Raw genomic sequence first — 21,654 nt, forward strand, 5'->3', positions numbered from 1 at the left:
ACGTTCAAAGAAAAAAAGGGGCGGAACACCGGAGTGCGGGTTCCGCCCTTTGAGGAAAACGGCTGGGTCAGTAACAGTTCTTGCCGCGTTTGACCCACTCCCGGATTCGCTGGAAGAAGGCGTAGAGCGCCGGGATGAAGGCGATGCCGACCAGTGTGGCAAGAAGCATTCCGTAGAAGGTGGTCACACCGATTGCCCGGCGGCTGCCCGCACCGGCTCCGGTTGCCACCACCATCGGGTAGACGCCGATGATGAAGCTCCAGGCGGTCATCAGCACCGCGCGGTAGCGCTGTTTGAACCCTTCCAGCGCGGACTCGTTGACCGATTTCCCGGTGGCGCGCTCCTGTTTGGAGAACTCCACCATCAGAATCGCGTTCTTGCTGGCTAGTCCGATCAGCATCACCAGGCCGAGCTGGGCGTAGATACTGAGCGAGAGGTCGCACAGATGCAAGCCGATGAAGCCGCCGAGCACCGCGATGGCGATCGAGGTGATCACCGGCAGCGGAATGCTCCAGCTTTCGTACTGGCCGACCAGGAAGAGGTATCCGAAGATCAGCGCCAGCAGCATCAGGCCGACGATTTTGCCCTCGTTGCCGCGCTCCTGATAGCTCATGTCGGTCCAGCTGATCTGATAGTCGTGCGGAATTTTATCCCGGACGATCTGTTCGATCCGTTTCATCAGCGCGCCGCTGCTCACGCCGGGCATCGCCTGCGCGTTGACCGCGGCGGCCATCGCCAGGTTGAACCGTTCGATCTGGCGCGGTCCGATCATGTAGGAGACGCTGGCAATCGCGCTCAGCGGCACCATTTTGCCGTCGTTGGTCTGTACCTGAATCTGGCTGATGTCGGTGAGACGCGACCGCTCTTCCGCCTCGGACTGCACCTTCACTTTGAAGCTGTAGCCGTAGAGGTTGAAGTCGTTCACATAGTAGGAGGCGAGCTTGCTCTGCAGCGTGGTGAACACCCGGCTGATCGGAATGTTCATCGATTCGGCCTTGCTGCGGTCGAGATCAAGATAGAGCTGCGGCGTGTTCGCGTTGAATGAGCTGAACGCATAGAGCGCTTCCGGTGCGACCTGCTTGTTGTTGAGATTGGCAAGCAGTCCGTTCAGGGTGCTCGCCAGCTCCTGCGGCGTCTGGTTGCCGGTCGCCTGCAGCACAAAGCTGACACCGCCGGTGACGCCGAGGCCCATGATCGCCGGCGGCAGGAAGGCGTTGATCTTCGCCGACGGGATCGAGGCGGTCTCCTGCAGGATCTTCTCCTGAATCGCTTCAACCGACAGATCCGGCGTGGTCCGTTTCGACCAGTCTTTGAGTTTGGCGATCATCAGACCGACGTTTTCCCCTTCGCCGCCGATGAAGCTGAAGCCGCTCACCGAGAGCACATCCTGCACCCCGGGGATCTTGGAGATCTTCTCATACGCCTCCTGAATGGCCTGCTCCGTACGGTAGAGCGTCGCCCCGGGCGGGAGTTCGATGTCGCACATGATGGCGCCCTTGTCCTCCGGCGGGAGGAAGGAGCTCTCGGTGTTTTCGAAGAACCAGTAGTTCGCCGCCAGCACGCCGGCGAAGAGGATCAGCATGATGATCACCCGGCGGACCAGCAGTCCGGCGAAGAGCATGTAGCCGCTCCGGCTGAAGTTGAGCACCCGGTTGAAGCCCCGGAACACGATGTTCTTATCCGGATTGTAGGGGCGCAGAAGCAGCGAGCAGAGCGCGGGGCTGAGGGTCAGCGCGTTGATTGTGGAAATGCACAGCGCGATGCACATCGTCACCGAGAACTGCAGATAGATCGTTCCGACCATGCCGCCGTAGAAGCCGACCGGTGCATAGATCGCCACGATCACCAGCGTGGTGGCGAGAATCGCCCCGGTGATCTGCTGCATGCTCTTGATGGTCGCCTCTTTCGGCGGAAGATGCTCCTCTTCGATGATGCGCATGCAGTTTTCGACCACGATGATGGCGTCGTCCACCAGGGAGCCGATCACCAGAATCAGCGCGAACATCGTCAGAACGTTGATCGAAAACCCGAGCGGCACCAGCACGACGAAGGTGCCGATGAGGCTGACCGGAATCGCCAGCGTCGGAATCAGCGTGGCGCGCCAGTCCTGCAGGAAGAGGTAGGTCACCGCGACCACCAGGATCAGTGCGACCACCAGCGTTTCGACAATTTCCGCCATCGTCGTACGGATGTATTCGGTCGGGTCGTAGCCCAGCTCGTAGCTGATTCCTTTCGGGAAGCGTTCGGAGAGCTCCTTGAGCCGCGCGTTGGCCGCATTGATGACGTTGAGCGCGTTGGCGTCGTCGTTGCGGTAGATCGCCACGGAGACCGATTCCCGGCCGTTGAAACGGCTGTTGTTCGAATAGTTTTCCGCGCCGAGTTCCAGACGGGCGATGTCGCGCAGTTTGGTCAGCTGACCCTTGCTGCCGACCTTGATCACGATGTCGCCGAACTGTTCGGTCGTCTTGAGGCGGCCAAGGGTGTTCACCTTGAGCTGGAGATATTCGTTGCTGCTTTCGGCGCCGACGGTTCCGGCGGCGGCCTGAACGTTCTGCGATTCGATGGCGGAGATGACATCTTCCGGCTTGATCTTCAAGGCGGACATGCGCATGGGATCGAGCCAGACACGCATGGAGTAGTTGCGCTCACCCCAGATGGCGACATCGCTGATGCCGTCGATTCGGGCGAGTTCATCCTTGACGTGGATTCGCACGTAGTTGGAGAGCTCCAGCTGCGAGACCTCCGTTCCGTCGGTGGTGAAGGCGTACATGCCGAGAATGTCGCTCGACCGCTTCTTGACCTGAACGCCGAGCGCTTTCACTTCGGCGGGGAGGGAGGGTTCGGCGCGGCTGACGGCGTTCTGCACGTTGACCTGCGCGATATCGGTATCGGTCCCCGGCTTGAAAGTGATGCTCAGCTGATAGCTGCCGGAGTTGTTCGATTGCGAGGAGAAGTAGATCATATCCTCGATGCCGTTCGCTTCGGATTCGATGACCGTCGCGACGGTTTCGGCGATCACTTCGGCGCTGGCGCCGGGATAGCTGGCGGAAACCATGATCTGCGGCGGCGCAATCTCCGGATATTCGGCGACAGGCACCTGGAAGAGGCAGAGCACTCCGGCGATCACCGTGACGATGGAGATCACGAAGGAGAGCTTCGGGCGCTCGATGAAGATTCTGGAAATCATGATCGAAAACCTTTCCCCGCTTTACTTCGCCGGAACCGGATTGACCTGCGCGCCCGGCGCCGCCTTGTGAGTGCCGTCCACGATGACGATTTCGCCCGGCTTGATCCCTTCGAGGATGGTCTGGAGGTTGCCGATCATCGCACCGAGCCGCACGTCGCGGCGTTCGACCTTGTTTGCCGGAGTGACGACGTAGATGAAGTTGCCTTTGGCGTCGGTCATCAGGGCCGAGAGTTTGACAGCCGGGTATTTTTTGTCCGCGACTTTGGAGATCATGACGGTGACGAGACCGCCGGGCACCAGCTTGGCGTCGGGGTTCGGGAAACGGGCCCAGATCTGCATGGTGCTGGTGTCGGTATCGGCTTTGTTGTCCACCAGCGCGACCTTGCCATCCAGCGGATATGCCGTGTCATCCGCCAGTTTCAGGCGGATTTTCGCTTTCTGCTTCATCGTCTCGATATCGCCGAACATCGACTGGAAATCCCGTTCGCTGATGGCGAAGTTCGCGTAGATCGGATCGATCTGGACGATGTCGACCAGTTCCCCTGTGGAAGGGGTCACATAGTTGCCCACCGTGAGCGTCACCTTGCCGATCCGGCCGGTGATGGGGGCGTAGATGCAGGTGTAGCTCAGGTTGTTTTCCGCATCGAGCAGCGAAGCCTCCGCTTCGGCGAATTTCGCCTTGTTGAGATTGTAGAGACGCTCGGCGTCATCGTAGGTGCTCTTCGAAACCGCCTGCTGCTGTTCCAGCGTTTTCTGGCGGTCGTAGTTGATCTTCGCGTAGTTGAGTTCCGCCTTGCACTGATCCACTTTGGCTTTGGCCGCCAGCATCTGCGCGCGGTAGGTGGTATCCTCCAGCTCGTAGAGAAGCTGCCCCTTTTTGACCATGTCGCCTTCGTTGAACTTGATGGAGTTGATGTTGCCGGAGATGCGCGGAATCAGCGAAACCTCTTCGATCGCCTCCAGCCGCCCCGGAATGGTCCGGGTGGTGGATTCCGAGATTTCGACCGCCGGTTCGACCAGGACGCTGGCGATCGGCTGAGCGGGTTTGCCCGCCGGTTTGTCCGCGGCGGCGGCGCTCAGGGAGAGCAGACCGGCCATCCCGAGCAGGGCGGCTTTGCAGTAGGTTGTCTGGAACATGATATGGGTCTCCTTAATTGGTTTGCAGTTCACTGTTAAATTGTTCGAGCAGGGCAATCAGCCGGGCGCTCTCATCTGCCGGATGGCGGGCGAGAAAGCGGCCTGTCATGTCGCTGAATCGCTGTTCCAGCTCCCGGATGAGGCGGCGTCCGCTTTCCGAAAGACGGATCCGGACCGCCCGGCGGTCCTGCTGATCGGTCCGGCGCTCCAGCAGCTCCCGGCGGACAAACATCTCCACCATGGCCGAGGCCGCGCCGGAGGTGAGGGCGAGGGACGCGGCGAGCTCTTTGAGGCTCACCCCCTCCGGTTTCGTCTCGGTGAGGATGCAGATGTTGCGCAGCAATTGCTGCTGGCGCAAGGTGAGATTCATCGCCAGTTCGATCTCGTGCGGTTGCTGCTGATCCAGCGCGGACTCGCGCAGGCGGTCCACAATCTGAAAGAGCAGCCGCCAGAGCGCGGCGTCGAATGACTGGTTTTGTTCCATATGATTTTTCGTTTCTCCTGTTTGACAGGCATATAAAATATCCCCTTTTTAATATTTTGCAAATCCTAATTACTTCTAATATCTAACTTTTTTATTTCGGAAGGCGTTCTGAAACCGAAAGAGGCAGAGGGGCTTTCGCCGGCCGGCGGAACGTGCCGGTTGTTTCCGGGAAACGGGCGGTTGGCTGGAGGGTTGCAATGGATTTTTGCAAAAACAGCGCCATCCGTTCCTTGCAAAGCGGGAAAATGAGGATATATTATCAGGATTATGTGCGAATGGTTAAACTGAATGAAGGTTTTTTGAAATCATCAGCTGAAGGAGCAAAAAAGAATGTATGCGATCATCAAAACCGGCGGCAAGCAGTATAAAGTCAAAACCGGCGACCTCGTCGAAGTCGAGAAGCTCGATGCCGAAGTCGGCGGCAAGGTGACCTTTTCCGAAGTGCTCGCCGTCGGCGAAGAGGGCGGCGAACTCAACGTCGGTTCTCCGCTCGTCGCGGGCGCCTCGGTCGAGGCGGTGGTCAAGGATCAGTTCCGCGGCAAGAAGATCGTGGTCTTCAAGATGAAGCGCCGCAAGGGCTATCGCCGGACCAAGGGACATCGCCAGGGGCTGACCCGCGTCGAAATCGGTGAAATCAAGGGCTGAACTCAAATGCAGTACGATGCCAACGGCGCCCTGATGCAGACGGAACTGCCGGGGATTCCGCTCGTCAACCGCGGCAAGGTGCGCGATGTCTACGACCTCGGCGATGCGTTGTTGTTTGTGGCGACGGACCGGCTGAGCGCATTTGACGTGGTCATGCCCAACGGCGTGCCGCGCAAGGGCGAGGTTCTGACGCAGATTTCGCTTTTCTGGTTCGACCTGATGCGGGATGTGCCGAACCATCTGATTTCCGCGGATGTCACCACCCGGCCGGAACTGAAGGCTTATGTCAAGGACCTGCAGGGGCGGTCGATGATTGTCCGCAAGGCGAAGGTGATTCCGGTGGAATGCATCGTCCGGGGCTATCTGGTCGGCAGCGGCTGGAAGGACTATCAGAAGAGCGGTGTCGTTTCCGGTATCCGGCTCCGTCCCGGTTACCAGCAGGCGTCGAAGCTGGATGAGCCGCTCTTCACTCCGTCGAGCAAGGCGGCCGTGGGCGAGCATGACGAGGCGATCTCCTTTGAGCAGGTTGTGGCGCTGATCGGTGCGGAGAAGGCGGCGGAAATCCGCGATCTTTCTCTCAAGATCTACACCACGGCGCGTGATTATGCGGAAAAGCGGGGCATTATCGTCGCCGATACCAAATTTGAGTTCGGCGAAATCGACGGGAAGGTGATTCTGGTCGACGAAGTGCTCACGCCGGATTCGAGCCGTTTCTGGCCGGCGGACCAGTACCGTGTCGGTACCAGTCCGGTCAGCCTCGACAAGCAGTTTGTGCGCGACTATCTCGAGACGCTCGACTGGAACAAGACCGCCCCCGGGCCGGTCATTCCCGCCGATGTGGTCGAAAAGACCAGCCGGAAGTATCTGGAAGCATACCGGATGCTCACCGGGCGTTCTCTGTAAGGGAAAGAGTCGGAATTCGGGCGGCGGCCGTTGGCCGGCCGCCCTTTCTGTTTCAGGAGTTTTTGACGCATGCCGGATCTCTTCAATGAATTTACTTTTCTCCAGATTCTGACGCTGATCGTCAGTGCCGTTCTGATCGGAATCAACAAAACGGCGATTCCCGGAATCGGCGTTCTGCCGGTGGTGCTGTTGACGATGGCGTTTCCGGCTCGTTTGTCGACCGGGCTGCAGCTGATTATGCTGGCGATGACCGATCTTCTGGCGGTCGCCTGGTATCGCCGCCATGCGGACTGGAAGATCGTTCTCCGGCTGCTGCCGTGGGCATTTGCCGGGCTGGCACTCGGCTCCTGGACGCTGCGGTACATCAGCGACGAGGCGATGCGGCCGCTGCTGGGGGCGATTGTTCTGATTCTGGCGGCGCTCAACGTGCTGCGCGCCCGGCTGGCGCCGGAGAAGATCCCGTCCGGTTCGGCAGTGGCGGCGGCCTGCGGTGTGACGCTCGGCTTCACCACGCAGGTGGCGAATGCGGCGGGGCCGGTGGCGGCGATCTATTTTCTGGCGATGAAGCTGCCCAAGGAGAAGTATATGGGGTGCAGCGCCTGGTTCTTTCTCATCATCAACTGGACCAAGCTGCCGATTTTCCTCTGGGAGGGACGGATTACGATGGAGGCGTTGAAGATCGACCTCATGATGATTCCGTTTCTGCTGATCGGTGCCGCGCTCGGAATTCTGCTGCTCTCCAGGATGCCGCAAAAGCTTTTCGAGAACATCATTCAGGTTCTTGTCGTGTTGACAGCAATCAAGCTCTTCTTCTGAGCGCTTGCGGAGTGGAAAGCGGCAGATCCAGCAGTTTTGCCGCATTTTTCCAGAAAATCAGCTCCTGTTCCTGCGGTGTCAGCGGCAGGGAGCGGATGAATTCAAGCTGTTTTTTCTGGTCGCACCACGGGCTGTCGGTGCCGAAGAGAATGCGTTCCGCACCATGGCGGCGGATGATCCGGACCAGTCGTTCCGGCTCGATGTAGTCCGGCGTGACGAAGGCGAGATCGAAATAGACCGGCAGACCGAGCAGATATTTCTCCACATCATCCCACAAGGTCATCGAACCGAGGTGCGCCAGCACCAGTTGCAGTTCCGGGAAACGGCGGTGAAATGCCGCCAGTCGCTCCGGGTCGGTGTGCCATGGCGGCTGGAACATGATGTCGTACCCGGCATGGGTCACGACGAAAAGCCCGAGTTCACAGCACCGTTCCCAGAGCGGGAAGAGCCGCTCTTCACGGAATTCGAACTGCTGATACTCCGGGTGGAGTTTGATTCCTTTCAGTCCGGATTTCGCGATGAAATCCAGCGTCGTTTTCGGCGTCGGGTCGTCAGGATGGAGGGAGCCGGTGAAGAAGACCGGGGCATGGTTCTGTTCTGCCGCCCAGCGGTTCACACCGAGGCTGTTCGCCGGATTGGTCACCAGCGCCAGGGCAAGAGAATAGTCGATTCCTGCTTCGTGCATCGAGGCGATCAGTCCGTCGCGCGTGCCGTCCGTCGCCGGCTTGAGACGGCCCTGGACCGCGCTGAGCGCCTTGGCGACGACCTTCTGCGGATAGCAGTGTGTGTGAAAATCAATGACCATCATGAAAAAAGCGGGAACCGTTTTTGCGGTCCCCGCCCGGGTTCTATCTCAATGTTCAGCAGTGCGGCTCGCGATCCAGCGGCGCATTGGCCAGCGTCTGGAGCCATTCGACGTTCGGGAAGTAGTCCTTGTAGAACGACCGGATCAGCGTCTCCAGCCCCTTCTGCCCGTATTCCCAGTCGAGGATCTTGTCGCCGAGCGCCTTGCGCACGTTGCTCTGGTCGAAGATGATATCCGACGAGAAGTAGGGGAAAAGGTCGCCGAGGAAGCGGGCCATCAGTTTGTTGTCCATCGTTTCCGCGACCGGACCGCCGTTGACGGTGGTTCCGTCGAGACGCAACACCCGGCAGATGGAGTTTTCAATCTGGTGGGTCGAAAGCGGGCTTTCACCGGTGATGTGGTAGGCCTGATTGTTGACCGGCTGCTGGAAGAGGGCGGTAATCGCCTCTTGCACATAGTCGATCGGCACGAAATAGACATGTTCGGAGGGCACCGCGGCGAAATTGATCTGCAGATTGGCCCAGCCGGTGTGATCGATCTTGTGCTTGGTGCAGTAATGACTCTTGAGTTTGCCCAGAAATTCAAGAATGCGGTAGAACGCCAGCGGCTTGCGGATCCGGCCGTCCGAACGGCGGCCGGTGATGATCGCCGGCCGGTAGATCGTGAAGGGAATGCCCGAATTGCGGACCAGCATCTCCGCCTTGAATTTGCTCTCTTCGTACGGATTGTTGAAGCCGTTGTCGATAGGCATGTTCTCAAAGGCGGTCCCCACCAGTTTCCCGGCGATGTAGGCGGTTCCGACATAGTGGAACTCCTTCACCTTGAGAAGCTGGGCCAACTTGACCATGTTCACGGTGCCGTTGTAGTTGATCCGATAGGTGCGCCCGGTGGGGTCCTTGCCGAGATTGACGTCGGCGGCGCAGTGGAAAATGATCGTGGTGCCGGAGAGCAGCGGATTCTTCGCAAGTTCTTCCGGGTCGATGGTGGTCACGTCTCCTTCGATCACCTTGACCGATTTCAGGATCCGGTCGGCCAGTTCGGGGCACCCGTCGAATTTGCATTCATCGCGGATGATCTCTTCGGTTCTCTGCTGCGCGCTCTTGACTGCTGTCTTCCGGGCGAGGCATACAATTTCGTAATCCTGCCGCTCACGGAGCAGCGCAACGACGAATGCACTGCCGACCAGACCGGTGATGCCGGTCAGAAAAATCTTTTCCATCAGACACCTGATTTTGTTTTTTTTGCGAATTCATGTACAAGGAGTAAACTATACACCTTTTTCATGGAATTGCAAGCAGTTTGGGCAAAAAAAGCGTCATCCGGCCGGTGAACCCTTGACATTGTTCTCATTCCGGGGTATTTTATTTCAATTATCATCTGGTATTATGAGGGAGAGTTTTACTATGACTTTTTTCCGTTGCCTTGCCCTGCTGCCGGCCGTTGCTCTGCTTCTGCTCTGCGGCTGCGGCGAGGAGAGTGCTCCCGCCGCCGGCGAACGTTTTGCCGTGAGTGCGGGGCTGCCGCCGATCGCCTACCTGGCCAACCGGATTGGCGGAGAATTCATCCACGCGAAGTCTGTGCTGCCGGAGGGGCGCAGTCCGCATGATTACGCTCCCGGTCCGCACGATATCCGGGCCGCTGCGGCGTCGAAGCTGTTTCTCACCACCCGCATGCCGTTTGAACACTCGCTTCTGCGTCCGCTTGCGAACGGGAAGGTGAAGGTGATCGATGTGTCGGAGGGAATTCAACGGATTCCCTTCGGCGCCGATTGCGAACATACGCACAACGAGGATCCGCATGCCGGCCATGCGCACGGGCCCGGCGAACCATGCAGCGAGGATGGACTCGATCCGCATGTCTGGCTCTCGCTCGACAATGCCATCCGGATTGCGGAAAATATTGAAAAAGCATATTCGGCGCTCGATCCGGCCCATGCCGCCGTCTACCGGGCCAACTGCGAAACGCTCACCCGGGAACTCGCCGCGCTGAAAAAAGAGGTGATGCAGGAACTCACCCCGTATGCGGGCGGAGAGTTTTACGTCTACCACCCGGCGTTCGGTTATTTCGCTCACATGACCGGGCTCGGGCAGGCCGCGATTGAGCTCGGCGGCCGCGAGGCGACCCCGGCCCATCTCGCCGGAATCATCCGCCGGGCGCGCGAACATGGAGTACGGGTGATCTTCGTTCAGCCGCAGTTCAACCCGGCCAGCGCGCGGGCGCTGTCGCAGGCGATCGGCGGCGAAGTGGTCGGCATGGATCCTCTGGCCGCCGATCTTCCGGCCAACATCCGGGAGATGACGCGGGTTCTCAAGCATGGATTCGCGGCACAGAAAGAGAAGCGGGAAGCCGATGAACGACGTTGAACCTATCATCGAACTGCGGAACCTCTGTTTCGGATATGAGCCCGGCCGCCGGGTTCTGGAATCGGTCAACCTGACCGTGCGGCGCGGGCAGTCCGGCTGTATCGTCGGCCCCAACGGCGGAGGGAAGAGCACATTGCTCGGTCTGCTTCTGGGGCTGCTCACGCCGGAAAGCGGGGAGATTCGGATTTTCGGTGTTTCTCCGGAGGAGGCGCGCCCCAAGGTGGGATATATGCCGCAGTTTCATCAACTTGACGGAGCGTTTCCGGTGACGGCGCTTGAAGTGGTGCTGATGGGGCGGCTCCGTCGCGGATTCTGGGGGCGCTACTCCGCGGAAGACAAGCGGATTGCCCGTGCCGCGCTGGAGGAGATGGGCATTCCGCAGGTGGCGGAGCGCAGTTTTGCTGCGCTCTCCGGCGGGCAGCGGCAGCGGGTGCTGATCGCCCGTGCTCTCGCCTGCCAGCCGGAACTGCTGCTGCTGGATGAACCGACGGCCAATATCGACCCCGGTGCGGAAGAGCAGTTCTATGCGACGCTTGAAATTCTCCGCCGCCGGATGACGGTGCTGACCGTCTCCCACGATCTCGGGTTTGTCAACCGTGAGGTGGATCTGGTGATCTGCGTCAACCGTCGGGTGACGGTCCACGAGGCGGGGCGGTTCGACGCCGCCGCCGCCAACGCGGTGTACCATCACGAAGTGAATCTGATCAAACACGATCATGACTGTTTCTGCAACTGCAAACATGCCGAATGCGGCCGAAAGGAGGCGCACTAGATGGAACTGTTGCGTGACTTCTTTCTGCCCGAGATGGTGTTTCTCCGCTACGCCCTGCTGATCGGGGTTCTGTCGAGCATTGCGCTCGGCGTGATCGGTACGATGGTGGTGACCCGCCGGATCTCGTCGATCGCCGGAGCCAGTGCGCATGCCGCGCTCGGCGGCGTCGGCGTGGCGCTCTTTCTGCAGCGGGTCTGCCTCTGGGGATGGTGTTCGGCGACGCTCGGCGCCGTTGTGGGTGCGGTGGCGTCCGCCCTGCTGGTCGGCGTGGTCAGCATCTGCGCCCGCGAGCGTGAAGACACGATCATCAATGTGGTCTGGGCGCTCGGCATGGCGATCGGTCTGCTCTTTCTCGACCGGACGCCGGGCTATGTGGACTGGCAGGGGTATCTGTTCGGGAACATTCTGCTGTTGTCGCAGCACGAAGTGTATATGACGCTGGTGCTGGATGCGGTGGTGTTGATTCCGACGCTGTTTTTCTACAACAGCCTTCTGGCGATGTCGTTTGACGGAACCTTTGCGGAGCTGCGCGGCGTGCGGGTGAAGCTGCTCTATCTGGCGCTGCTGGCGCTGACGGCTTTGACAATTGTACTGCTGATCAACGTGGTGGGGATCATTCTGGTGATTGCGCTTTTGACGCTGCCGGCGGCGACGGCGGGGTGTTTTACGCGGCACCTCTGGTCGACGATGGTGCTCGCTACCGTGTTGAGCTGGCTTTTTGTGACGTTCGGCCTGCTGGTGAGTTACTGGTACCGGATGCCTTCCGGACCGGCGATCGTATTGCTGGCGGGGGTGGTTTATGTAGCCGGGCTGGCGGTGAGTGCGTGGCGCGGCCGCAACCAACGGAGATGAGGCGAAAATGAGACGGTTTTTCAAAGGATTGGCCGCGACGGTTCTGGGGGTGATCTGTCTGCTTCCTGCCGGGTGCGGCAGCCGCACGGCGGACGGGTGTCTGGTGAAGGCAAAGGAATATGCTGATTCCGGGGAGTGGAAAGAGGCGCTGAAGCAGGCTCGACGGGCGGTGGAGCTCGAGCCGGACAATGTGTCCGGGCTGGTGTTCCGCGCGGTGGCCAGTGAGAAGTGCGGGGAACGTGATCTTGCGCTGGATTCGGCTCTTCAGGCGGTGAAGATCAATCCGGAGAGTTTTGCCGCACAGTATACGCTGGGGAGGCTCTATGCCTCTGATCCGGCCCGCTATGCCGACGCGATGAATGCGCTGGAGCAGGCGCTCCGGCTCAAGCCGGACGACACGAACACGCTCGTGGCGCTCTGCAACGTCGCGGTGGCCATGCGTTCCCGGCAGGCGGTTCCCTATCTGTTGATGCTCAAGCAGAGGCCGGAATTCGCGAAGAATTCGGCGCTGGACAATCAGCTGGGCATCTCCTATGTCCGGTCCGGGAACTTCAACGCCGCCAAGCGGGCGTTCATGGATGCCTGCCGCAATTCGAAGAACAATCCCGGCATGCTCTACAACATGGGGGTGTTCATGGATCGCTACACCTCGTCGAAGGCGAATGCCCGCGGCTTCTACAAGTTCTTCCTCAAGCAGACCCAGGGCAAGCCGGAATATGCCGCCGCCCGCGCCCGCGTGGAAGCGCGGCTGCGGCAGATGAACTGACCATGGCGTTCGGCGTATCCAAGGAGATCATCGAAGACATCAGATCCCGATGCGACATCGTGGAACTGATCGGCATGTTCGTGCAGCTCCGGCGGGCCGGAACCAACACCTACAAGGGGCTGTGCCCGTTTCATCAGGAGAAGACGCCGTCGTTCCATGTCGATGCGGCCCGGCAGACCTTTCACTGTTTCGGATGCGGCAAGGGGGGCGATGTCTTCCGCTTCTTCATGGAGAAGGAGAACGTCGGTTTTGTCGACGCTCTTCATATGCTCGCGTCGCGGGTCGGCGTGGTGATCCCGGAAAACGCTCCCGGCGGCGATCCGGGGGAGGGGCGGCGCCGGGCCGGCGAACGGGAGCGGCTGTTTCAGGTGAACGAAGCGTTTGCGGAATTTTTTCACCGGGTTCTGGTTTCGAATCCCGCTTCTCCTGCGGCGCTTTACTTGCAGAAGCGGGGAATTCCGCCCGAAGTGGCCGAGAAGTTCCGGATCGGCGCCTGTCCCGATGACTGGACCGCCTGCCTCAACTATGGGCGGAGCATCGGGTTTACCGACGCGGAACTGGTCAATTCCGGCATCGTCAGCCGGAAGGCGGAGACCGGACGCTGTTACGATCACTTCAAGGGGCGACTCACTTTCACCATTGAAAATGAACAGGGCAGGGCGGTCGGATTCAGCGCCCGGGCGCTGGAAGCCACTCCGGCCGGAGGGAAGTACATCAACACCACGGAGACGCCGATTTTCAAAAAGGGCAATCTCCTTTACGCTCTGCCGCTCGCGCGCCGGATGATGAGCGAAAAGAATATGGCGATCATCTGCGAAGGGCAGCTTGACACGATCGCGTTTCACCGGGCCGGGTTTGCGTGTGCCGTGGCGCCGCAGGGAACCAGTTTCACCGAGAATCAGGGGCGGATTCTGCGCCGCTATGCGGGGCGGATTTTTCTGGCGCTCGACTCCGATGCGGCCGGTCAGAAGGCAATCCGGCGCGATCTGGAGATCCTTCTGCCGATGTCGTTCGATATCCGGGTGATCCGGATTCCGGGCGGAAAGGATCCAGATGAATTGTTCCGCAACGGCGGTGCCGAGGCGGTTCAGCAGGCGGTGGCGGGGGCGGTCTCCTGGCTGCAGGTGCTCTGCGACTCGCTGCCGGAACGGTACGACATGAGTTCGCCCGCCGGCCGGGGGCAGGCCGCCGCCGAGGTGGCGGAGTTCCTCGGCAAGGTGACCAATCAGGTGGAGCTGGAGCTGTATGTCCGCGAGGCGGCGACCGCTCTGGGCGTGAGCGAAGACGCCTTCTGGGCGGAATTGCGGCAGGTGCGCCGGAAACTCCGGGGAGAGGAGGAGCGGCGGAGCCGCTTTGCCGGGCAGGAGCAGGAGGCGAAGCCGCCGGTCCGTCCGGTGGAGGAGCGTTACCCCTCCGCGCTGCTCACATTGCTCGCGCTGGCGGTCAACTACGAGGAGGCGGCCCGGCAGATCGCAGAACTTCTGCCGCCGGAAGAGCTCTCCGGAGAATCGCCGCCGGAGCGTGCGATCAATCTCGCAGTCAACGCCGCTTTGAATGGAGAGTTCGATCAGGCGGGCAGCGCGATTTCCGACATGCTGCTGGAACACCCGTCGCCGGCGGTCAGCCGTCTTCTGGTGGGCGATCACCAGTATGCCGACGTCAGCCGGGCGGTCCTCGATTCGGTCAGGGAGCTGCGCCGGATTCGCCGTGAAGAGAAACGCCGCACGCTGACCCTTCGCCTGCGGCAGGCAGCCACCGCGGAGGAACGGACGGCGATTCTGGGGCAGCTGGTGGAATTGAATCGAAAATAATTCCGGGAGGTATTCTTGTTATGAAACTTTCACACTGTTTTCTGCTGGCGGCGGCCGGTATCGTTCTGATGCAGACCGCCGGATGTGTCCGTGAGGTGGAAAAACGCGAGGAGCTGGGGGTCGGTGTTGTCGCCGAACTGCCGGAGTACCCGCAGCTGGCGCGCTACAAACTCTCGCTTCAGCTGGTCGGCAGCCGGACGCTGACGGCGGGCCGGCCGGGCCGGGTGACCTTCTCGCTCCGGAACACCGACGACCGCCCGCTCCGTCTGGTCGAGTGGTACGCCAACGAGCCGGACAATCTGCTGATCTACTGCCAGCCCTGGCTGCCGGGAACCACCGAGCCGGATGAAGGGTTGTGGATTCCGCTCTCCTTCGACGTCAAGCGCCCGGCCACCCGTTACCCGCTGGAGATTGTTCCGGGGAACAATGTGCTGGTGACCAAGGAGCTTCCATTCGTGGAAAAACTGGTGGTTTCTCCGGAGGGGGAGCGGCGCTACTTCATCAAGGCGGTGCTCAATCTGCATTCGGTCAGCGCGGAGAGTCCGGTTGCGGCAATCGCGGTGGAGTCGCCGCAGCGGGCCGCTTTGCGAGAGAAGGAGGGGAAATAACGCCGGTTTCTCCGGAAATGGGATTGCATCCGCGCGTCCGGAGGGGTATGGTAAAGGGAGGAGGAGGCTGGTATGCGATTCAAGGCTCCGTCGGAGATTACCCGCGATTATAAATCATTCAAACGGTTTCTCGTCATTCTTGAAACCACGGCAGCATATGGATTTCACGATCTGGCCGAGCATATTCATCCTTTGAAGAAGCGGCTCTGGCAGGAGCATGTTCTCACGGGGAAAAGCCGGCCGGAGAAACTCCGGATGCTGTTTGAGGAGCTGGGCCCCACCTTTGTGAAGCTGGGGCAGATCCTCTCCACCCGGCCGGATCTCATCACGCCGGAATATGCGCGCGAACTTTCGAAGCTGACCGAAAAGGTTTCCCCCTTTCCGGTGGAAAAGGCACGGGAGACCATCCGCGCAGAGCTGGGGAAGGAACCGGAGGAGATCTTCCGGGAGTTCTCCCCGGAGCCACTGGCGGCGGCCAGCATCGGGCAGGTCCATGCCGCGACGCTGATGGATGGCACCGCTGTCGTGGTCAAGGTGCGGCGGCCCGGCGTTGATGCGCTGATCGCCACCGATCTGGAGATCATGCTCTACATCGCCCGGAAGCTGGAGAATTTCAACGAATCCCTGGCCCGGCTCCGCCCGGTGCGGATTGTCGAGGAGTTCGCCTATTCGCTCCGCCGGGAGCTCAACTATCAATTCGAAGCGGCCAATCTGCTCCGGTTCACCCGGAACATGGCCGGCAGTGAAGGGCTGGTCATTCCGCGCCTCTATCTGGAATACACCTCCATGCGGGTGCTGACCATGGAGCGTCTGTTCGGCGATTCCGCCACGAAGGTGCTGGCCGAAGAGGAGGTGCGGCGGAAATATGATCTGCCGCGCATCGCGGAGCTCGGCGTCAACTCCCTGCTGGCCCAGATTTTCGAATACGGGTTTTTCCATGCGGACCCGCATCCGGGGAACATTTTTCTGCTGGAAGGAAACCGGTTTGCCTTCATTGACTTCGGCATGATGGGGCGGGTCAGCGAAGAGGAGCGGCAGGATTTCGTCAAGATCATCGACTACATGCTGCGCGGTCAGATCTCTCTGATGACCGACACCGCGCTGCGCATGACGATTTCCGGCAGCTTTACCGGAAGCCGGCTGGAGTTGGAACGCGATGTCGGCGACCTCGTCGACGAAAACATCAATCTGCCGCTGGATAAACTGAGCGTTTCCCACATCCTCGAAGAGCTTATGGAGATGTTCAGCAAGTATGAGCTGTCGCTCAAGCCCAATCTCTACATGATGTTCAAGGCGTTGATCACCATAGAACATCTCGGCAGGACCTTCAACCCGCAACTGCGAATTGTGGAGATGGTCAAGCCGTTCGTGCAGAAGCTCAAAATGCGTGCGCTCAATCCGGTCCCCTATGTGCGCCGCTTCTTCGATACGCTCGGCGAAAACATCACGTCGCTGCAGAATCTGCCGCAGGCGCTCCGGAACATCGGCGGCAAGCTGGAGCGGGGCGATCTGACGCTCCGGGTGGAACATCACCGGCTCAACGACATCGAGGAGACGCTTTACGTGACCGGGGAGCGGATGTCCCGTTCTCTGCTGATTTCTGCGCTGTTGATCGGGTCGGCGCTGATCATTGTGGCAAAAATTCCGCCGTTCTGGGGGGAGATCCCGGTGATCGGCACGCTCGGATTCTGCATTTCGGGGCTGTTGAGCATCGCGGTTCTGCTGGATGACTACCGGAAACGGAAGCTCTTTCTCCGGGAGCGGTTGCGCCGGAAGCGGCTGGAAGAGGAGGAGAAGAATCGATGACGGTTCCATGGAAAACGATTGCCGGCGGATTCTCGATGCCCGTGCTCGGGCAGGGGACCTGGCGGCTGGGCGGTGTTTCGGAACGCGACCCGAAGAATGACGATGCCCGCGACGTCGCCGTAATCCGCCGGGCGCTCGACGCCGGTCTGACCCATATCGACACGGCGGAAATGTATGCCGGCGGCCATGCCGAGGAGCTGGTCGGCGAGGCGATTCGCGGCGTGGAGCGCTCCCGGCTCTTTCTCACCGGCAAGGTCTGGAAGAGCCATCTCGGCGGCGACGGACCGTTGCGCGCGGCGGAGGCAAGCCTGCGCCGGCTGGGCGTCGATGCCTTCGACCTCTATCTGGTTCATCAGGTGAATCCGGAGATTCCATTGAAGGAGACGATCCGGGCGATGAACCGGCTCCAGCGCGAAGGATTGGCGCGGAACATCGGGGTGAGCAATTTTTCCCTCGATCGGCTGAAACAGGCGCAGGCGCTCTCCGAGGTGCCGATCGTCGCCAACCAGCTCCACTACAATCTGCAGGTCCGCGAAATTGAGCTTTCCGGACTGCTCGACTTCTGTCAGGAAACGGGCGTCATGGTGATCGCCTGGCGGCCGTTGCGCGGAGTCGATTGCTCGGTTCCGCTGCTGACGGAATTGGCGGCGCGATATGGCCACACGCCCCGGCAGCTGGCGTTGAACTGGCTGATTTCCCAGCCGGGCGTGGTGACGATTGTCAAGGCGTCTGATCCTCTTCACCTGGCGGAAAATGTCGGTGCCGTCGGCTGGCGGATGGCGGAAGAGGATGTCGAACGTCTCCGGAGGGAATATCCCGACCGGCGCGCGGTTTCGGAAGCGGTTCCGCTGATTTGAACTCTTCTGTTTCAATATTTTCATATTTCCCCGGGTTTGTTTCAATGTTTTCTGTATAAAGGCGGAGAGCTCCCCTTGTTTTGCACGGTTTCCCGGATATACTAGAAAAAACGGAAGAAAGGGTGTGCAGATGCTGGAACAAGGGACGATGACGCTCGGGGTAAACTACTGGGCGAGCCATGCCGCGACACGGATGTGGTCGCAGTGGGACGCTGTGGTGGTGGAGCAGGATTTTGTTGCATTGGAGAAGATCGGCTGCCGGTTGTTGCGGGTATTTCCGCTCTGGCCGGATTTTCAGCCGGTGATGGTATTGCGGAGCAATTGTGCGAAGGGCGGGTATCCGCGCGGGTACGCCTTTACCGGCGAACGGCCGCTTCCGGCGACCGAAGCGGGGCGGGCCGGGGTGGATGAGACGATGATGGAGCGGTTCGAGACGCTGGCTGATCTCGCGCAGAAGCACGGCATGAAGCTGATCGTGCCGCTGATCAACGGCCACATGACCTTCCGGATTTACTGCCCGCCCGCGGTGGACGGGCTGGACGCCTTCACCGATCCGGAGTCACTCTTCTGGCAGAATCGGTTTGTCCGGTATTTCGTCGGGCGGATGAAACACCATCCTGCCATTCTCGCCTGGGAGCTGGGCAACGAGAGCAACTGTCTCTCCGTGGCCGATACCCGGGCGGCGGCGTGGAACTGGGCCGCTCAGATCTCCGCGTCGATCCGGCAGACAGATCCCTCACGGCCGATTTTTTCGGGGATGCACTCTCTCCAGCTGCACGACCGGCAGTGGGAGCCCCGGCCGAACAAATGGCTGATCGCCGACCAGGCGGAACTGTGCGATGTGCTGACCACGCATCCGTATCAGATGTGGCGAAGCTACGTCAACTGCGATCCTGCGAACACACTTCGCTGGGTGATGCTTGCGCCGACGGAAAATCAGCTTTACCACGATATCGGCGGAAAACCGAGCATTGTCGAGGAGATCGGCACGCTCCGGCGCACCTTTTCGGATTTCCCGGCGCTGGGTCGTCAGCTCCGCAACATACTCTGGCTGCTGTGGGCGTCGGATGCGCGGGCTCTGCTGTGGTGGTGTGCGTTTGACCAGACCGGCATGGAGTTTCCCCCTTACGACTGGGATGAAGCGGGCATGGAGCACGGCATTCTCACCGGCGACCTCCGGTTGAATCCGACCGGAGAGGCGATTGCGGCATTCGGCGAGTTTCTGAAACGTGCTCCGGTGCAGGCGCTTCCGCCGGCGGCGCACACCGCGGTCTGCATTCTGGGGCGCGATCAGGAGCATTATGAACTGGTGAACGCGGTCAACATTCTGGCCCGTCAGGCGGGACTTACGTTGAAATTTGCGTTCTGTGAGGATGAGATTCCGGAAGCGCCCTGTTATTTCCTGCCGTGCATGAAGCGGAAGGGGGGATTGAACCGGGCCGCGTTCCGGGAGCTTGCCCGGCGGGTCGAGGCCGGGGCGACGCTCTGCGTGACGTTGGACAGCGACGCCTGCCCGGTGGAGATGGCGGAGTTCTTCGGCGCGGAGATCGTCAGCCGCCGGAAAGGGAGTTCGGTCCGGGAATACGCTTTGAATCTGGGCGGAACCCGGGTGAAGCTGCCGCTTGCTCCCGCCTACGAGTTCAAACTGGCGTCACGCGGAGCGGAGCCGCTCGACGACAGCGGGACGTTCCTGGAGTTCCGGCGGGGAGGGGGGCGGGTGATCCTGGCCGCGCTGCCGCTGGAAAAGCGGATGCTGGAAATCCCCGGCTCCTTCCAGTCGATCCCGGCCTGTGAGTTCTACCGTTACTGCGGGGCAGGGGCGCTGGCCGGAGAACGGCTCCATCCGGAGTGCCGGGAGATGCTGTTGAGCGAACACCCGGCGTCGGATTCGCTCTGTTACGCGGTGGTGACCAACTGTTCGCCGGACGCCCGCGAAGTGGCGCTGCATCCCGCGGCAGGCTGGCGGATGGCCGACTGCTGTTCGGATTCTCCGGAAACCTGCCTGCGGGATGAGGGGATTTTCCTGCCCGGCAACGGCGGCGCACTCCTGACGCTGGAACGCGTGTGAGGTTATTGCGGCTCGCCGATCACCGCGGCGGCGGCCTGTTCGAAGGCGCCGAACATCGCATCGATTTCACTGCGTGAATAGGTGTCCGGCACCTCCGGCAGTTCGTCGCGGTCGGGCTTTTGCGCGAGCAGAGCATCGGTCTCCGCGCGGGTGTAGTAGCCGGAAAGATCCACCTCTCCGGTGGCGAGATCGGCGAACCGCTGATCGAGTTCCGCCGCGGAGGGGAGTTCTGCCAGCTTGGCTTTTTCTGCGGCGGAGTAGTTTTCCTCGGTGGCGACCAGAGCGGTCCATTGACCGTTCTGCCTGCCGTAAAGGGCGTCGTCGGCGGGTGCGTCGCTGAGAAATGCGGAATCGTTTTCAAGCTGAGAGAGTTTCTGCGGCAGTTCGCTTTTTTTCGCATATTCGCTCAGGTCGGGCGGTTCTCCGCCGCCGGAAATCTGCGCGAGTCTGGCGTCCACTTCGGCGGCGGTGTAGTAGCTGGTGACCGGTTCGGGCGGGGTGCCGGAGACGTTGACGCGAGGCGAGCATTCGATCCAGTCCTGAAGCAGAATCCGGTCGGAACCATTCTTTTTTTCCGCGATTTCCAGATAGAGTTTCTGATGGAAACTTCGGCATTTCTCCAGAAAGCTCTGATTCATGGTGTCGATTTCGAATTGAAGTTTGCGCGCGCCGGTACCGATGCCGGTCGCGAACAGCATCGGTTCGCCGGACTGGAGCGGCATACTGTCGCCGGAGAGGGTGTGAAGCGCCTGCGCATCGAGATCGAAATCGAAGGTGAACTCCACCGTTTCCCGGACCGCATATTCGAGGACCGGCCGCGCTCCGCAGGGAAGTTGACGGTTGCCGCAGCGGGAGAAACGTTTGTCTTTTACTTGAAATTCTATCATGGCGTCTCCTTTGTTGATGTTCGCGGAAGCTCTTTTCTTTAAGGAGTAATGTAAACCCTTTCGGTTGCATTTTGCGCGTCGAAGTGGTATTGTATGCTGCAAAGGAGGATCCCCATGGGGCTGATGAAACGATCGCTGGCCGAACAGGCTTATCTGGAGCTGGTCCGGCGGATTATGGACGGGCGGCTGGATGGCGGCGTGCGCCTGACCGAGGAGGGGCTTTCGCGGGAGTTTGGAATCAGCCGGACTCCGGTGCGCGAAGCGTTGCGACGTCTGGCGGAGGAGGGGCTGATCGAGTCGCTGCCCCGGCGGGGATACCAGGTCTGCCGCCCGGATCCGGAAGCGGTCGAGGAGCTGTTCGCCTGTCGCGCCATGATTGAACCGCTGGCGCTGGAGAGCGCCATTTCCCGCATTCCCGAGGCGAAGCTGACCGGTTGGAAACGGCGCCTCGAAGAGGCGGCTCCGGAGGAACGGATTTCCGTCGCGCTCGCCGCGGACGCCGCCCTCCACTCCCTGATTACGGAATACTGCACCAACCGCTGTCTCGGCGAAATTGCCGCCCGGCTGATCCGGCGGACTGCGCCGTTCCGCAACCTGCGCAGTTGCAGTGCCGCGCCCGGGGACGATTTTGACCCGGTGCGTGAACGGCTCGAACTTTTTGAGCTTCTGCTCAAACGTGACTATGGACCGGCCGCGACGAAACTCGCGGAGCATATTCGGGGCGGGAGTTCCGTGGTGAGGCGCGGGGCGCTCTGACGTAAGGGGAGGAATTATCTGGTAAAAAAGGTGTTTTCCCTATGGAAAAATCGTTTTCTCTGGTTATATTAAACATTGTGAAACGGTTTCTTTTTTTTCAACATTGTCACCATTGTGAAGACAAGGAGAGA

Annotated in this window: 19 protein-coding genes; 13 read left to right on the plus strand and 6 right to left on the minus strand. The window is 60.4% G+C overall.

The features are described from left to right. Nucleotides 1-67: 67 nt before the first annotated feature. Genes ACMLHG_RS03850 through ACMLHG_RS03860 form a run of 3 tightly spaced genes read right to left on the minus strand, consistent with a single transcriptional unit; the run spans nucleotide 68 to nucleotide 4,808 of the window. Nucleotides 68-3,187 carry an efflux RND transporter permease subunit gene (locus tag ACMLHG_RS03850; protein ID WP_417169619.1) on the minus strand — a complete coding sequence of 1,040 codons (3,120 nt, stop codon included), beginning with the start codon at nucleotides 3,185-3,187 and terminating at the stop codon, nucleotides 68-70. A gap of 21 nt (nucleotides 3,188-3,208) precedes the next feature. Next, nucleotides 3,209-4,324 carry an efflux RND transporter periplasmic adaptor subunit gene (locus ACMLHG_RS03855; RefSeq protein ID WP_417169620.1) on the minus strand — a complete coding sequence of 372 codons (1,116 nt, stop codon included), beginning with the start codon at nucleotides 4,322-4,324 and terminating at the stop codon, nucleotides 3,209-3,211. A 13-nt stretch (nucleotides 4,325-4,337) separates the two neighbouring features. Further along, nucleotides 4,338-4,808 (minus strand): MarR family winged helix-turn-helix transcriptional regulator, encoded by a 471-nt coding sequence (locus tag ACMLHG_RS03860; protein ID WP_295807409.1) that lies wholly within the window; start codon nucleotides 4,806-4,808, stop codon nucleotides 4,338-4,340. 330 nt (nucleotides 4,809-5,138) lie between these two features. Between ACMLHG_RS03860 and rplU the strand changes: the two genes are divergently transcribed. The 3 genes from rplU to ACMLHG_RS03875 all read left to right on the plus strand — a co-directional run bounded on the left by rplU (nucleotide 5,139) and on the right by ACMLHG_RS03875 (nucleotide 7,172). After that, nucleotides 5,139-5,453 (plus strand): 50S ribosomal protein L21, encoded by a 315-nt coding sequence (gene rplU, locus ACMLHG_RS03865; RefSeq protein WP_294435610.1) that lies wholly within the window; start codon nucleotides 5,139-5,141, stop codon nucleotides 5,451-5,453. Nucleotides 5,454-5,459: 6 nt separating this feature from the next. Continuing rightward, nucleotides 5,460-6,356 carry a phosphoribosylaminoimidazolesuccinocarboxamide synthase gene (locus ACMLHG_RS03870; RefSeq protein ID WP_295807414.1) on the plus strand — a complete coding sequence of 299 codons (897 nt, stop codon included), beginning with the start codon at nucleotides 5,460-5,462 and terminating at the stop codon, nucleotides 6,354-6,356. A 69-nt stretch (nucleotides 6,357-6,425) separates the two neighbouring features. Next, nucleotides 6,426-7,172: a sulfite exporter TauE/SafE family protein gene (locus ACMLHG_RS03875; protein WP_294435605.1), complete on the plus strand. Its 747-nt coding sequence runs from the start codon at nucleotides 6,426-6,428 to the stop codon at nucleotides 7,170-7,172. Here ACMLHG_RS03875 and ACMLHG_RS03880 read toward each other — a convergent pair. Together ACMLHG_RS03880 and ACMLHG_RS03885 are read right to left on the minus strand one after the other, a co-directional pair. Continuing rightward, on the minus strand, nucleotides 7,156-7,980 hold the full coding sequence (locus tag ACMLHG_RS03880) for an amidohydrolase family protein (RefSeq protein WP_417169621.1): 825 nt from the start codon (nucleotides 7,978-7,980) through the stop codon (nucleotides 7,156-7,158). The two genes, ACMLHG_RS03875 and ACMLHG_RS03880, sit on opposite strands and share 17 nt — an antisense overlap. 52 nt (nucleotides 7,981-8,032) lie before the next feature. Next, the gene (locus ACMLHG_RS03885; RefSeq protein WP_417169622.1) at nucleotides 8,033-9,196 is read right to left on the minus strand and encodes an SDR family oxidoreductase; all 1,164 of its coding nucleotides are present in this window, start codon (nucleotides 9,194-9,196) and stop codon (nucleotides 8,033-8,035) included. A gap of 184 nt (nucleotides 9,197-9,380) precedes the next feature. Between ACMLHG_RS03885 and ACMLHG_RS03890 the strand changes: the two genes are divergently transcribed. From ACMLHG_RS03890 to ACMLHG_RS03930, 9 genes are all read left to right on the plus strand, one after another. Then, complete coding sequence (locus tag ACMLHG_RS03890) at nucleotides 9,381-10,340, plus strand: metal ABC transporter solute-binding protein, Zn/Mn family (RefSeq protein ID WP_417169623.1); 960 nt, start codon at nucleotides 9,381-9,383, stop codon at nucleotides 10,338-10,340. After that, the gene (locus ACMLHG_RS03895) at nucleotides 10,327-11,112 is read left to right on the plus strand and encodes a metal ABC transporter ATP-binding protein (RefSeq protein ID WP_294435597.1); all 786 of its coding nucleotides are present in this window, start codon (nucleotides 10,327-10,329) and stop codon (nucleotides 11,110-11,112) included. Before ACMLHG_RS03890 ends, ACMLHG_RS03895 begins: the two co-directional genes overlap by 14 nt. Further along, nucleotides 11,113-11,964: a metal ABC transporter permease gene (locus tag ACMLHG_RS03900; RefSeq protein WP_417169624.1), complete on the plus strand. Its 852-nt coding sequence runs from the start codon at nucleotides 11,113-11,115 to the stop codon at nucleotides 11,962-11,964. A gap of 7 nt (nucleotides 11,965-11,971) precedes the next feature. Continuing rightward, nucleotides 11,972-12,730: a tetratricopeptide repeat protein gene (locus tag ACMLHG_RS03905; protein WP_417169625.1), complete on the plus strand. Its 759-nt coding sequence runs from the start codon at nucleotides 11,972-11,974 to the stop codon at nucleotides 12,728-12,730. A 2-nt stretch (nucleotides 12,731-12,732) separates the two neighbouring features. After that, nucleotides 12,733-14,541: a DNA primase gene (gene dnaG / locus ACMLHG_RS03910; protein WP_294435590.1), complete on the plus strand. Its 1,809-nt coding sequence runs from the start codon at nucleotides 12,733-12,735 to the stop codon at nucleotides 14,539-14,541. Between the two features lie 20 nt (nucleotides 14,542-14,561). Beyond that, nucleotides 14,562-15,149 carry a hypothetical protein gene (locus ACMLHG_RS03915; protein WP_294435588.1) on the plus strand — a complete coding sequence of 196 codons (588 nt, stop codon included), beginning with the start codon at nucleotides 14,562-14,564 and terminating at the stop codon, nucleotides 15,147-15,149. A 72-nt stretch (nucleotides 15,150-15,221) separates the two neighbouring features. After that, complete coding sequence (locus ACMLHG_RS03920; protein ID WP_295807429.1) at nucleotides 15,222-16,955, plus strand: ABC1 kinase family protein; 1,734 nt, start codon at nucleotides 15,222-15,224, stop codon at nucleotides 16,953-16,955. After that, nucleotides 16,952-17,812 (plus strand): aldo/keto reductase, encoded by an 861-nt coding sequence (locus ACMLHG_RS03925; RefSeq protein ID WP_417169626.1) that lies wholly within the window; start codon nucleotides 16,952-16,954, stop codon nucleotides 17,810-17,812. Before ACMLHG_RS03920 ends, ACMLHG_RS03925 begins: the two co-directional genes overlap by 4 nt. A gap of 130 nt (nucleotides 17,813-17,942) precedes the next feature. Further along, entirely contained in the window at nucleotides 17,943-19,880 is a 1,938-nt protein-coding gene (locus ACMLHG_RS03930) for a glycoside hydrolase 5 family protein (protein ID WP_417169627.1), read from the plus strand. Between the two features lie 2 nt (nucleotides 19,881-19,882). On the opposite strand, the gene ACMLHG_RS03935 is transcribed toward ACMLHG_RS03930, so the two are convergent. Continuing rightward, nucleotides 19,883-20,767 carry a hypothetical protein gene (locus ACMLHG_RS03935; protein WP_417169628.1) on the minus strand — a complete coding sequence of 295 codons (885 nt, stop codon included), beginning with the start codon at nucleotides 20,765-20,767 and terminating at the stop codon, nucleotides 19,883-19,885. A 114-nt stretch (nucleotides 20,768-20,881) separates the two neighbouring features. On the opposite strand from ACMLHG_RS03935, the gene ACMLHG_RS03940 reads away from it, so the two are divergent. Next, on the plus strand, nucleotides 20,882-21,523 hold the full coding sequence (locus ACMLHG_RS03940) for a GntR family transcriptional regulator (RefSeq protein WP_417169629.1): 642 nt from the start codon (nucleotides 20,882-20,884) through the stop codon (nucleotides 21,521-21,523). Nucleotides 21,524-21,654: the final 131 nt, after the last annotated feature.

The sequence above is a fragment of the Victivallis sp. genome, assembly GCF_048170485.1.
Classification (GTDB): domain Bacteria; phylum Verrucomicrobiota; class Lentisphaeria; order Victivallales; family Victivallaceae; genus Victivallis.